Below are 12,378 nucleotides of genomic sequence, written 5' to 3'. Positions count from 1 at the left end.
ATGGTTCTTTAATCCAGAGTTGTCTCTTATTTGGATAATTATGAGTTTTGTTCTTGTTATTGCTGGTTTGATAATAGTCTACTTATTTTTAAGGCTTCGTCAATCTCGTAAGGACTTAAAAGACAAAGAAGCTTTGATTCAAATCAAAGAAAAGGCTATTCAAGATAATGAAGAAATTACTAGAGAATATGAAGAATACTTACATGCGAAGTTTCAGTTTACTAATCATGATTTAGAGTTTTTTTTGGAAGAGATGAAGTATTTAAGGGATATTATAAATGCTGATTTAGGAAGAAGTAAAAGGTATTCTATGATCGTAGAGAAAGGAAGAAGTATTCCCTATGATTTCGGAAAGAAGTTAATTGATGAACGAAAAGGGGATGAAGAATATGCGAGACGAATTCAAAGTCATAAAGATTCTCGAACAAGATAGTATTGTAATCAATGGCGGATTGAATAATGGGTTAACATTCGGGCAAGAAGTAGAAATATTTGTTCCTGGAGATGAGATAATCGATATTGATTCGGAAGAAGTGTTAGGAACGCTCGATTTTATTAAAGAAAGATTAGAGCTAACGGAAGTGTACGAGAAATTTTCTGTTTGTGAAAAATATGAGGAAAGAGAAGTTCATATTCCTTCTCCTCTTAGTAGAGTACTTGCGGAAGCTACTCCTCCATTTGCTAAGGGTGGAAGAACAGAGATTGTTAGAGAACGTGTCCCATTAAGAGTTAATGATTCTCAAAAAACATCTAGAGTGAAAGCTAATCGAACTATAGAACTAGGGGATAGAGTGAGATCTGTTATTGTTGAATAAGTGGTGATGAAAAGTATATTTCAATCATAAATATTTGACCGAAGCTAGTGCGAAAGAAATTTAAGGAATTGACATATTGCTACCCATCCGGACCCTCTTGGTAGTGACAGCAAACCCGTTTTGCTTTCTGCCTACCGGCGAGGGGTAGGAGTATTGAACCTGGGTTCAATTCGTTGGAGACGAATAAAAGTTTTGGCTGTGCCTTTTTTCGATCTTTCATGCGAAAGCATGGTTCGGCAGACTCGACAAGCCTCGCAGAGCACACAATTTCTACACGAAGTATACTTTAGTAAATTTATTAGAGTTCGAATTATAATAATCATTTTCTTTGTTACTATAATTGCCTCTCAATACACAGGTAATTGGCGATTATAAACAACAAAATACAAATGATTCACACTAAGCATGAATCACATATTTAAAACCAGCACTTAAAATTTCCAATCGCAATTTTTTATCAAATCACTCTGTAAATACATTTTTACGATTTAGCAGTTTATGGCTTTGGATGTAGTCAAACTCTGCTTTTCTCTTTTGTTTTATATTGTTCAAATATTCTTTTATGAACCAATGTCGAAAACTCTTCAAATTTCTCACTGGTCTCTTTTTTAAAATCCAAAACTTCAAAATTACGAGTTTCATTTGGTTTTTTCCATTCTGCATAAACATCAGTGATATTATCAAGCAGTATCTTTTTAACAAGGTTTTTTAATTTTTTATCGCTTTCAAAAAATATTTCATATTCGCTCCAATAATTTTTAGAATCTAATAAATGTGAGAACATAGTTCTTGTCATATCATCAATCGATATATTTTTTTTATTGAAGGCATAACTCTTAGCAATTACAAGTTTCTTATATAGAGTTGGTAATACTTCCTCTCTTATCTTTCGCTCTAAATGGAGTTGAACATCAAAATTAATCTTTTTCTCTGTTTGTACCAGATCGAATTGAAATTGTTTTTCCTGCATTTCTAATTTTTGTTCATGTGTCATTTTTGCATTTTTCTAATTCAAATAATTAGGAATTATTAATTTTTCAAAAACCATAATACTAGTGATTACAATAAGTAAACCATAAGCTTCAATATCCATTTCTGATAGAGTCTCTAAAGAGTCTCTCCTTTATTTAGGTTTTGTTGTGATCTATACTGATGAAAACTAAGTATAATAATAAGTAACAATTACACTTATTTACATGAGGGAAAAAAATGCTTACAGATCGTCAACGTAAACTAGAGCGCATAGTATTCAATGTTTTTCATATGAAATATCGTCCTGTGACATTGGAAGAATTGAAACTGTTTTCTCAATTAACCGAAACGGAAATTCGTGATTCTTTTCAGCAAAACGAAGGAAACATAGTAGAGATTAAGCGAAATATTTTTCTTTTAAAGGAACACGTAAAAGATTACGAAAACCGGAAAAAATTCGGCTACTTTTAAACCCTTAGAACGTTCCCGACATACGATCACCTGGATTAAAAAAGATAATGTCGTCTGACAGCTCTATTTAAAGGCTTCTCTCCTTTACTTAAATAAACAAACCATTACTTTTAATTTAATCTTAACATTTATTCCCTTTTAATTGGATAAGAAAAGAGCATTCCTTATTAAAGAAATGCTACTCCGTTCGTAAAAGAAGTACCTTTAATCGAAAAACTTTATATTTGTTTTCTCTTGTTTATAGTAATCCAATCTATCTTGTATAAACCCAGCCATTTCCAATATAGTTCTTTAATTTCTTTCTTCAATTACGCTTCAGTTTTAAATATCCTCTGTTTACCTTTCTCAATCTTTCTATACTAATCTCAATATTTATCCTCCTCCTTATTTCTTCTCTTTCTTCTGGAAGCACTTCCTCTAAAGTTTTTGTTCGTATGAATTTAAATAAAAATTCGTTTAAAAATTCTCTATAATAATATGCTCTCAACAGTTTATCCGTCTTGCTAAAATTGTGAACCAATTCTAGATTTGATTTAGGTTCATTTAATCGGTTAACCAGTTCTTTTGAATCGTTAATTCTCTTCATATCCAGTTCATCAAAAATATATTTATTAAGCATTTCTAATCTTGGTTTTAAAGTGAATGTTTCAAATAATAGACTGTTTTTAAATTTTTTCCAATCTGACAAATGAGCAACATAAAAATATAACCTATCTTTCTTTTCCTGTACCCGAAAAGGAATACATGGGTTTTCATTTATTTCATATATACTATTAATTAATAGATGGTGAATATTTGCGCTTTCGTAGTACATCCATTCATAAATTTCCTCTTTATTATCTGTTATGGGTTTTGCAATAATTGCGTTTTGCATTTTGTCCGGTTCATTAGGAAACGCACATCGATAATTATACAAGCTATTCTAGTAGAAAACGGTGCCAGCCCTCGCTAAGCTAAAGCTTTAGCACATTGGTGGCAGGAAAGCATTGCATATCTCACCGGCTCTATTATCGACATTTGCCCTGCATTTTAAAAAAATAATCTACTAAAGTTCATTTAAAATACATTCAATAAGGAAAAACGAACTTCTCTATTCGAAATCCGTTCGTAAATCATTAAGCTATCTCCAACCATGCAATCATTTAACAATAGAATGCGATGATGAATTAGATAATTTGTAATTATCAAGTTTCCCAGAATTTCTGAAATTCCCACACTTTCGTAATTTGCTCTTTTCTCGTCCCAATCCTTGTTATATGATATATCTCTTAGCATTCCAAGATGCTCTAAATAATCAGTTTTTCCTTGGGAGCGTAGAGGGAAATCAAGAATATAGGTTTTACCATCTATATTTATCCGTTCTTCATATCTATACTTAATATTCATATAATCGAGTATAGTTTCCACTCCGTGAGGAACACGATTTTGAGTAGTGCGTTTCCTTACACTCACTAATAGATGTTGAGCTTAGTCTGCTCTTCAGCTGCCATATACATCAATTATTTTCTACTTAGATTATTAAAGCTTAGATATAGTATATAAATAACTAAACTATCTTTACAAAACTCTATGTTACCCATTCTTATTTCAGAAAGTCGTTGGAATTTATCAGCTAGTCTTGGAAAGAACTTAATAGTATTTAATTTAACCTTAATCCTTCCTTTGATCAAAATTTGCCTTGCTTGTTCCGAAGATACACCAATTGTTTGACCTAAAGACTTTAATGATATATCTTCATCTTGCAGATAACTTAAAAATTTCAATTCCTCTAACTGTATGTACCTTGTGTCTAATTTGCTCGGCTCTAAATGCGCTCTGGCAACTATCCAGTTCCTGAAAGCCTCTAGCTCTTTATAATTTGATCCATGATAAGTATATGAATTTCGTATTAAATTTTTATCTAGTATGATTAATCTATCAAATATATATGAGACAACCTTCTCTCCTGCACCATCAATCTTCAGAAGTTTATTCAAGTTTGAGGGTAGATCTTTATATGTAATAACTCCCAAATTAATTAGTTTTTTTAAGACTTTACTTCCTCTTTTGAAATCAGTTGGGTCTATTTTTTGTGAAGCCAGTATCGGAGAAATTTCATATGATTTATCATTTAAAATTATTATCTTATAATTCACTTCTTTCGTCATAGTCCCCCTCCTATAGATAGACGCGTTCTGTATGATGGCATCTCTGTAATAGCTAGTATTTTTAGACTCATCTAAAATTCAAATATAATATTAAGAAAAGTATCTTTTATATCCTATAATTAACTATTATACTGCGAGAAAGCCTATATTTTTTACGAATAATCAAATTAACACAATTTTGTCAATGTTCCTCATGATTTTTAATAGAAGCGTTTTGAATTTATTGACATATATTTTAATAAGCTAACTTCTAACCTATTCAAAAATTGTATCTATACAATTACAGTTTCTTTAATATTTATGTACTCCTCCCCTTTAATCCAATTATTTCCTTTGAAAAATCTTTTAGACATTATAATCACTATTAATATTCACATAATATTCATAATTTTCAATAATTATTTATCATTTTAGTATAGTATTTTCGTATGAAATATTTAATAATAGTTTTATAAAGATGGAATTTAGTAGTAATGATGCAGGAAGAAATGACGACAGAAAGTTTATAATGATCTAAGGATAGATGACAGAATATACCCAGCTTCTTGAGACTATAAAATTTCTAGGGAACGTACGATAACGACGGTGCAATATGCCGATTTACTTTGTACTCAGTAAAATGTCTATCCATGTTTCCCTTTCACTTCTAACTCAAGGTAATACTAGTTACTTGATTCCTTCAAACTATTTTATTGGAGGCTAGTAAAGATGACAGTTACAGAAGCAGTGCAAGATGATTATCGTATTACAAAGGACACGATGGCATTATTACCTTCGTATCAAGACGGATCTCGAACGTTGGTGTATGAGACGACTAAACGCATTTACGTGAATCAAACATCTAAGGAAATCGTTAATAACGGCTGTTTAGAAGGGTTTTCTAGTTATGATGGTCGAAGAATGGCTGCGATCTACCAAACGGGTAAAAATTATAATGTCCCGATTGCCATTAATCCATATAAAAATATCTTTGCCTTTCCTACGAACTCTCCATCAAACTATGATTGCATTTGGCTCTTCTATCACCATATTCAAGACATCTCCTCTGCAAAAAATAACCCTAAGCACAGCATCGTAACCATGTCAGACAACGCACACATCTTAGTCCCTGTTTCCTCTTTTACACTCAAGAAAAAAATGTATCTCACGTCTCACTGTGTTTTATGTTGCCAACAGATTTGGGATAATAATAAAGAAGCAAAGTAAGTGGTTACGGAATTTATTCTTTTTAATCTAGTAAAGTCTACGCTTTTCTAATAATGAAATCCCTCGATGAACATGATCGAGGGATTTCTTTTGTTTGACGAGATGTTTTGTTTACTGAAATTTTTATGAATCATTCGTTAAATCCGTTAGTACATCGCAGGTTGAAAATCGTTCGTTCGGGTGCTTGTAAATAATGTATTGTGGAACCGCAATGTTTTTCATATAAGTAATTATTCCCAAACGATCGAACAGAGCAATAATCTTTACATATAAACAGAAAAATACAGTGATCATGAACAAAATATCGAGAATTGAAAGATTTTTCTGTCGATTTGTTTGTCAGCCAATCTGACGAATTTACTGAAGTATCTTTTTCGCCATGGTTTACTAGACGTAATTCTACAACAGAGAGGTGTTTTCCTATCGAAGCGCAGAAGCAAATAAACAATGTTCCTGTCGAAGCACAGGAGCACATAAAAGATGTTCTTGTACAGCAACAGACAGACACGGAGAAATCATTGACTATGAAAAAACGACTAAGTTCTCTAGGACCAAGTGCGATCGTTGCCGCCTGCATTATTGGTCCAGGTACGGTAACGACCGTTTCAGTAGCCGGCGCCTCCTACGGGTTTCAAGTCATGTGGGTGCTTTTAATTGCCTGTTTCGTCGCTTACTTATTCCAGCGACCGGTCATTAAATTTACCCTGCAGACCCGCATGTCAGCGATGGATGGTATTCGGGTTTATATGGGAAAAAAAATATCCATTCCTATCTACTTTGCCCTTCTTCTCGGCGCGATCGCATTCCAGGCAGGGAATTTTATCGGTGCTGCCCTGGCGCTGAACTTTTTCCTTCCTGCAGTCTCCATCGTTGTCTGGGTGAGCATTCTCGCCATTGCCTCCCTGCTCGTCGCATGGATCGGCGTTTACCGGCTCATTGAAAACATTAACCGGATTATTATTGGAACGATGGTGTTGGCATTCGTATTGACTGTTTTCATCTCCGGTCCAAGCGTCACCGATATCGCAGCGACAGGATTTTCTTTCCAGGTGCCTGAAGCGAACTACTGGCTCATTTTGGCACTTATTGCAACTACGCTGCCTCCGAACACTGCTTTCGGTCTTTCGGCTTTTATTAAACGGAAATATGAAAATAACACAAGCTTATCTACAGCTAAAAAGATGCAGCTGTCATATTTTGATCTGCGTACGAACTTGACCATTGCTGCTGTTATTGCAGTCTCCATTCTGATTTGTGCCGCCAGCACCATCTACGTGACAGGTGGAGAGATCAGCGGAGCTGGAGATATGGCCTATCAGCTGACTCCGTTACTTGGTCAATACGCAGGCGTCCTGTTTGCACTTGGTCTTCTCGCAGCAGGTTTATCTTCCGGACTCTTCAACATCACTGTGCAGCCACATCTGTTCGGTCAAGCGACCGGCACAACAGAAAGCGTGAAGGCAGTTCCCAACCGGCTCATGATCACGATTGCAGCTGTCCTCCCGATCGTTGTCGTCTTCTTCTTTGGAGAAGCACCGGTGGAAATGATTATGACAGCTCAGGCTCTGAACGGACTGCTCCTCCCGATTATTGTCGGAGCGATCTGGTGGCTTTGCACAAGACGAAAGCAGCTTGGAGAAATGGCAAACAGTTTACGGGAAAATATCGCGTACGGTGCAGTTATGCTGCTGGTATGCGCTCTGGCTGTTCGCGTCTATCTGGATATCTTCGGGATTATTTAACACTGGAAATGATGTAAAAATGAACAGTAGAAATAACATCACAAAAAGGAGCTTGCGTAATCAAGCTCCTTTCCCTATGAATTTTCAGCAGCACCTAACAGGAAGAATATCGTTAATATCCTTTTTTATAATCTAATAAATTGATAGGGATCTGTGTATTGCTCACATAGCTTTGAAGGTTAGGAATAAAAATATTTTCTATAAGTCGCTGATTATAGGAGTTTGTAGAACCGGAAGTATGGGGTGTGACGATCACATTCTCCATTTCCCATAAAGAATTATCAGCAGGTAAAGGCTCCACCTCAAATACATCTAATCCAGCCCCCGCAATACGCTTTTCATTTAATGCCTTGATTAATTCTTTTTCAACAATAATATCTCCACGACCTATGTTGATTATAAATGCAGACTTTTTCATCGCAAGGAATTCTTTTTTTCCAATTAATCCTTTTGTTGCATTAGTAAGTGGAAGTGTGACAACAACATAATCACAGCGAGGTAAAACGTCATCGATCTCCTCTAAAGTGAACATTTCATCGACATACTCATGCTCTTTTTGTGAATTTCGAATACCGAGAACATGCATACCAAATGCTTTGGATATTTTGGCCGTTTCTCCCCCAATTGCACCGACACCAAAGATTCCAATCGTTTTACAGTGTAACTCAAGTCCCATATTTTCGTGGTACCATGTTTTTGATTGCTGATTCCTTACATAAGTATGTATTTTCCGAGTAAGGGATAACATGAGTTCAAAGATGGTTTCTGAAATAGGATTAGAATGGACTCCGTTAGCACTTGTAACCAAGACATTATTTCGTTCTAATTTTTCTAATGGTAAGCTATTCACACCAGCACTCCATGTTTGTAACCACTTAAGTCTGGTATTTTCACTTAGTGACCCTTCTATTTCTCGTTTCCAACCCGCAATTATTTCTGCGCTTTTTAAATGCCCTTCCCAATGAGAGGGATCTTTACCAACGATCAACGTCCAATCAGGTACAACCTCTTGCACCTTTTCTATAAGATCTTCACTTAAATTATGAGTAATAATTAATTTTCTCTCTGTCATATAGTTTCCTCCTACTAACTAACCTATTTCTCTTTATTTTAGCAGAACTTTGATAGAAGTGAGGAATAATAATGGCCATTGATTCGTATTTTCGTGAAATACAAAAAGTTTACTATGAATAGTTTTGTTATAAAAATTAAGAGAATGGGTATTACAGTTTCAGACAAAGAGCGTGAACCATGAGAATAGTGATAATATGGATCTTAACAACAATAGCTGTGGGTACTGGTCTATACGTTAACGTATGGAGGTCTAATGAATACTGCCTTGGAGGAAGAACTTTAGCTTTCTTTTAATATATGGTACCAGAAGCCATCACCTGTTTTTCATGTGTAAACTCCTTTTCTAAAAAGCAGGCTTTGAGTGGTTTTTCTCTTAGGGAACGAAGCCAATTTCATACAATATCCAAAAAGAGGATGATGTTGAGTCATCCTCTTCTAAGAAAGAAAGAGATATCAACATGCAGATAGACAAGCAAACAAACTGCGCCCCCTATTTCCATCTCCTAGTATATCTACTTAAAGAATGCTCCCCCTTTACTGGTAAAGAGCAACGACAGAAAACTTCTTGTGCTATCTCTCTACCTTGCGATGACTCAAGTTACATTTTCACTTGAGAAAACCCGTAATCAGTGGCAGCAAGGCTTTTGGGTTAACCATGTGGTCTTCGCCTGATAGTTGTACAAACTTTGCGTTTGGAATGACATTCGATAGTTGACGGCCAACATCATGGATGGATTTGGGGCTTTTTTCTCCCACGATGATTTGCGTTGGTACTGAAATTTGAGTAGCTCGTTCAACAGGGGGCATGTTCTTGGTAAGGGCAATATCATAAGCAAGGGTTGGAGCGAGTGCTTTCATCGTTCTCCATCCAGGAAATAGCGGTAAAAGCAAAACGAATACTTTCGGCATCCCAATACCTTTCAAAAAGGTGGTCATTGCTTTTGCATTTTTCCCGTTATCGAGAAGTTCGTGTATTTTTCGGCTTAATCGTTTATATTCGGACTTTTCTTTTTCATCATGTACATAGGACGGATCATACATCATGACTTTTTTAACTTTGCTGCTAAGTCTTAGGGCAGCCTCAAGTGCTAACACGGCACCCGAAGAGTGGCCATACAAAAAGACATTCCCGCCTGCTACATCAATCATGGCTTTAATATCTTCAATTTCACGTTCCACAGTATAAGGCAGTGTGTTACCACTATCACCGCGTCCGCGGCGGTCGTAATTGTAAACAGTAAACTTCGTGGAAAATATTTTGGCATCATGCTTTACAGGCTTAAATGATCGGTGACAGATCGCTCCGGTTATGTAAATTAGCGGTGGACCACTCCCGTAGACATCGTATGCTAAGATTGTGCCGTCTTTTGACTGTGTTGTCTTCATAGATAGCTCCTTTTTATCTCGAATTACTTCTCTACGACAGCTGCTATTTCTTAATTTATATTCAACACAGGTAGCACCCAAACCTTTCCTTTTATTAAATCGTAACTGCTTATGGATTTTCCTTTTGCAACTATTGCTACTCTTGTTTAAGTGTAGGATTTCACAATCTCAATATATAAGCTAATTAAATTAGTCATTCTACTCAAATCTATTGTTCTGAGTTCGTTTTAAAGTAATTATAAAAATAATGCCAGTAAAAAATGTTATCAATGACACTACGATAGTTGAGGTGCCAAATCCACTATCTAAATTTTCTAGAATCGCATAGATTGAACCACTAACTAACCCAACCATTGCAGCATAAGTTTCTACCGTGTAATTTGTTATTAAGTACCGAATAAGTTTACTGGTCAATAGAACTCCTAACACTATACCTGAACTGATCGCTAAAATGATCGGCAAATCAAAGGACATTAATGATGCGGTCGCTATATCATATATACCTAATATAATCAGTATTAAAGCACCGCTTATGCCAGGGAGAACAAGAGCTGTACTTGCTATAAACCCTGCAACAGCGAAGAATATATAATCGGCAATAGATAAATGATTTACATCCATTTGATTCGTACCACTTAAAAGTTGACCGAATACTACAAGGCTTAAAAACAAGAACATGATGATGTAATGTTTTAATTTTAGTTTGTTTCTAGAATGATTGAGTGTTTCTTGCCATAGGTAAGGTAAGAAGCCTACAATAATACCAATAAAAAACGTAAGCGTCGGTGTACGATAGTTACTTAATAAATAGTCAATAATATAGATAGAAACAACGAATCCAATGACCATACCTGTTCCAAATGTACATAGAAAGGGTAGAGCCTCTTTTCTATGTTTTGTTGTCAAAATACTTAACGAATATATGAGTCGTTTATATATTCCTAATATCATAGCAACTGTACTACCACTAATGCCAGGAACGGTTTCCGTTATTCCAACCGCCATGCCTCGAAATAGAATGCCCAACATTCTTTTCACACCTTAATGTTTTTAATTTATTTAATATACATTTCCTTTGATATATTAATAATAGCGTTCATAACTGCTTAACTTTTCTCCCTTTTCGTGACTACAGTACCTTAGACTTCTTAAAGTATTGCTCCCGTTCTGTGCAAAAAGAGAAACCATTCTTCTTTTTGAACCGTAATTTCATGATGTTAATTCGTTTGTAACTTTCTTAAAGTCATTCCATTTGCCACGACTCCAATCAACCCTGTGATCACAAAAATATATGCAACAAATAAAGACATAGAAGGTAATAATTCAGTAAGTATTTTAAACATTCCAACAGCAAGAATTAGTAAACTACATACAAGTGTAATAATGGTTCGGTTTTTGTTATTCAATTTACAAGCCCCCAAAAAGTAATTAATTTTCCAATTTAATGTTAACACAAAATATTATAAAGTTAACATTATTCTCGATAATTAATCATAAAAAAAAGCTGCATTTGCAACTTTTTCGTCTGCTACTATTGCTTCCGTTTAAATCAAGTAATGCGAAAACGATAGACTACGCATTTCGATTAGCAGACTTAAACATCCAAAATAAAAGTATAATAATGATAACTAATGAAAAGACAATAGCCAAAATACTATCTTCACCAAATATTAAAACTAATACATCGTCAAACGTTGGAACACCTAATGCTGAAAGCAATGGCAATATAATAAGAGTAACTGCTACTCCTGCAAAAAAAATTAACCAGTAGTTTTGTTTACTCATCAAACCCCTCCTCGATTTATATTTTTTTCTTCAACTCTTATCGTTAGTATCAATACGGGACCAACGGCTTTTTCTACTATCACTTCAGTTAGATGAGTATTTCAATCCTATTCTTTATTTTGTTCACGTTCTTGTTTTGCTTGTTTTCTATAATATATACTTAAAATGATTGCAATGAAAAACCCCACAGAGTAAACAATGTCTTTTATAAGACTATCGAAAGAAAACACGATTGATAGGATAGAAAACACAAATAATATTCCAACGAGAATTAAGAATATTGTGGTTCTTTTTCCGCTTGAGTTCAATTTTTTACCTCCATATGCTCGGGAAACTCTTGTTGTATTTACCTTCTCGTTTGTAGAAGAGTGCCAGTGCTTCTCGCTCTATCGAGTTAACAACTATTATCCCAATATCAATTATTTGAAAATCCCATACACGTTTACATTCGCAAATAAATAACAAGATCTATTATTAGTCATCTTTATGTAAGAAAAAGTATAATACATTTCCTATATTTGCCCCTGCAATGATAAATAACATCCCATAATTAACTTCATTTGTGTAAACACTAAAAATAATAAATGCAGTCAACATAAAAATGAAAGTCCAAAGAAACGACTTATTAGCTTTTTTCACTGAAATCACCTTTCCTAGTAGTTGTAATTATCAATTTCAATAGTAAGAATTAAACCCCAATATATGAAGAGCAACCATCTCCTGATATAATCTTAACATTTATTTCCTTTTGATTGGATAAAAAAAGAGCATTTCTGGTTG

The 12,378-nt window shown here is 34.7% G+C and carries 14 protein-coding genes; 5 read left to right on the top strand and 9 right to left on the bottom strand.

What is annotated here, in order from left to right:
* Window positions 1-40: 40 nt before the first annotated feature.
* Window positions 41-433: a hypothetical protein gene (locus tag CR194_RS05195; protein ID WP_233254230.1), complete on the top strand. Its 393-nt coding sequence runs from the start codon at window positions 41-43 to the stop codon at window positions 431-433.
* Window positions 390-815, top strand: a complete 426-nt coding sequence (locus CR194_RS05190) for a hypothetical protein (RefSeq protein WP_110608549.1) — start codon at window positions 390-392, stop codon at window positions 813-815. Before CR194_RS05195 ends, CR194_RS05190 begins: the two co-directional genes overlap by 44 nt.
* Window positions 816-1,329: 514 nt before the next feature.
* On the opposite strand, the gene CR194_RS05185 is transcribed toward CR194_RS05190, so the two are convergent.
* A complete protein-coding gene (locus CR194_RS05185; protein ID WP_110608548.1) occupies window positions 1,330-1,809 on the bottom strand; it encodes a hypothetical protein in 480 nt (159 codons plus the stop codon).
* Between the two features lie 215 nt (window positions 1,810-2,024).
* Between CR194_RS05185 and CR194_RS05180 the strand changes: the two genes are divergently transcribed.
* Entirely contained in the window at window positions 2,025-2,258 is a 234-nt protein-coding gene (locus CR194_RS05180; RefSeq protein WP_110608547.1) for a hypothetical protein, read from the top strand.
* A 304-nt stretch (window positions 2,259-2,562) separates the two neighbouring features.
* Here the strand turns inward: CR194_RS05180 and CR194_RS05175 are convergent, their stop codons facing one another.
* The 3 genes from CR194_RS05175 to CR194_RS05165 all read right to left on the bottom strand — a co-directional run bounded on the left by CR194_RS05175 (window position 2,563) and on the right by CR194_RS05165 (window position 4,405).
* The gene (locus CR194_RS05175; RefSeq protein ID WP_158282172.1) at window positions 2,563-3,174 is read right to left on the bottom strand and encodes a hypothetical protein; all 612 of its coding nucleotides are present in this window, start codon (window positions 3,172-3,174) and stop codon (window positions 2,563-2,565) included.
* Between the two features lie 140 nt (window positions 3,175-3,314).
* On the bottom strand, window positions 3,315-3,665 hold the full coding sequence (locus tag CR194_RS05170) for a hypothetical protein (RefSeq protein ID WP_158282171.1): 351 nt from the start codon (window positions 3,663-3,665) through the stop codon (window positions 3,315-3,317).
* A gap of 92 nt (window positions 3,666-3,757) precedes the next feature.
* On the bottom strand, window positions 3,758-4,405 hold the full coding sequence (locus tag CR194_RS05165; RefSeq protein WP_110608544.1) for a hypothetical protein: 648 nt from the start codon (window positions 4,403-4,405) through the stop codon (window positions 3,758-3,760).
* Window positions 4,406-5,113: 708 nt separating this feature from the next.
* On the opposite strand from CR194_RS05165, the gene CR194_RS05160 reads away from it, so the two are divergent.
* Entirely contained in the window at window positions 5,114-5,611 is a 498-nt protein-coding gene (locus CR194_RS05160) for a competence protein ComK (RefSeq protein ID WP_110608543.1), read from the top strand.
* A gap of 311 nt (window positions 5,612-5,922) precedes the next feature.
* Complete coding sequence (locus tag CR194_RS05155) at window positions 5,923-7,353, top strand: Nramp family divalent metal transporter (RefSeq protein ID WP_146035911.1); 1,431 nt, start codon at window positions 5,923-5,925, stop codon at window positions 7,351-7,353.
* Window positions 7,354-7,465: 112 nt separating this feature from the next.
* On the opposite strand, the gene CR194_RS05150 is transcribed toward CR194_RS05155, so the two are convergent.
* The 5 genes from CR194_RS05150 to CR194_RS05130 form a co-directional block, all read right to left on the bottom strand.
* Window positions 7,466-8,425 carry a D-2-hydroxyacid dehydrogenase gene (locus CR194_RS05150; protein WP_110608541.1) on the bottom strand — a complete coding sequence of 320 codons (960 nt, stop codon included), beginning with the start codon at window positions 8,423-8,425 and terminating at the stop codon, window positions 7,466-7,468.
* A gap of 608 nt (window positions 8,426-9,033) precedes the next feature.
* Window positions 9,034-9,813, bottom strand: coding sequence for an alpha/beta fold hydrolase (locus CR194_RS05145; RefSeq protein WP_110608540.1), 780 nt, complete (start codon window positions 9,811-9,813; stop codon window positions 9,034-9,036).
* A 198-nt stretch (window positions 9,814-10,011) separates the two neighbouring features.
* A complete protein-coding gene (locus tag CR194_RS05140) occupies window positions 10,012-10,842 on the bottom strand; it encodes a DUF368 domain-containing protein (protein ID WP_110608539.1) in 831 nt (276 codons plus the stop codon).
* A 188-nt stretch (window positions 10,843-11,030) separates the two neighbouring features.
* Window positions 11,031-11,219, bottom strand: a complete 189-nt coding sequence (locus CR194_RS05135; protein WP_110608538.1) for a hypothetical protein — start codon at window positions 11,217-11,219, stop codon at window positions 11,031-11,033.
* Window positions 11,220-11,385: 166 nt separating this feature from the next.
* On the bottom strand, window positions 11,386-11,598 hold the full coding sequence (locus tag CR194_RS05130; protein WP_110608537.1) for a hypothetical protein: 213 nt from the start codon (window positions 11,596-11,598) through the stop codon (window positions 11,386-11,388).
* Window positions 11,599-12,378 lie beyond the last annotated feature (780 nt).

This window comes from Salipaludibacillus keqinensis (assembly GCF_003226325.1).
GTDB classification, from domain to species: Bacteria; Bacillota; Bacilli; order Bacillales; family Salisediminibacteriaceae; genus Salipaludibacillus; species Salipaludibacillus keqinensis.
Note: the sequence above shows the minus strand (reverse complement) of the source record. Positions and strands in the feature narration are given on the sequence as shown.

Excerpts from the sequence above, each read along its gene's own strand:
- CR194_RS05195 (WP_233254230.1), top strand. The coding sequence starts at position 41 with ATGAGTTTTGTTCTTGTTATTGCTGGTTTGATAATAGTCTACTTATTT.
- CR194_RS05190 (WP_110608549.1), top strand. The coding sequence starts at position 390 with ATGCGAGACGAATTCAAAGTCATAAAGATTCTCGAACAAGATAGTATT.
- CR194_RS05185 (WP_110608548.1), bottom strand. The coding sequence starts at position 1,809 with ATGACACATGAACAAAAATTAGAAATGCAGGAAAAACAATTTCAATTC.
- CR194_RS05180 (WP_110608547.1), top strand. The coding sequence starts at position 2,025 with ATGCTTACAGATCGTCAACGTAAACTAGAGCGCATAGTATTCAATGTT.
- CR194_RS05165 (WP_110608544.1), bottom strand. The coding sequence starts at position 4,405 with ATGACGAAAGAAGTGAATTATAAGATAATAATTTTAAATGATAAATCA.
- CR194_RS05160 (WP_110608543.1), top strand. The coding sequence starts at position 5,114 with ATGACAGTTACAGAAGCAGTGCAAGATGATTATCGTATTACAAAGGAC.
- CR194_RS05150 (WP_110608541.1), bottom strand. The coding sequence starts at position 8,425 with ATGACAGAGAGAAAATTAATTATTACTCATAATTTAAGTGAAGATCTT.
- CR194_RS05145 (WP_110608540.1), bottom strand. The coding sequence starts at position 9,813 with ATGAAGACAACACAGTCAAAAGACGGCACAATCTTAGCATACGATGTC.
- CR194_RS05140 (WP_110608539.1), bottom strand. The coding sequence starts at position 10,842 with ATGTTGGGCATTCTATTTCGAGGCATGGCGGTTGGAATAACGGAAACC.
- CR194_RS05130 (WP_110608537.1), bottom strand. The coding sequence starts at position 11,598 with ATGAGTAAACAAAACTACTGGTTAATTTTTTTTGCAGGAGTAGCAGTT.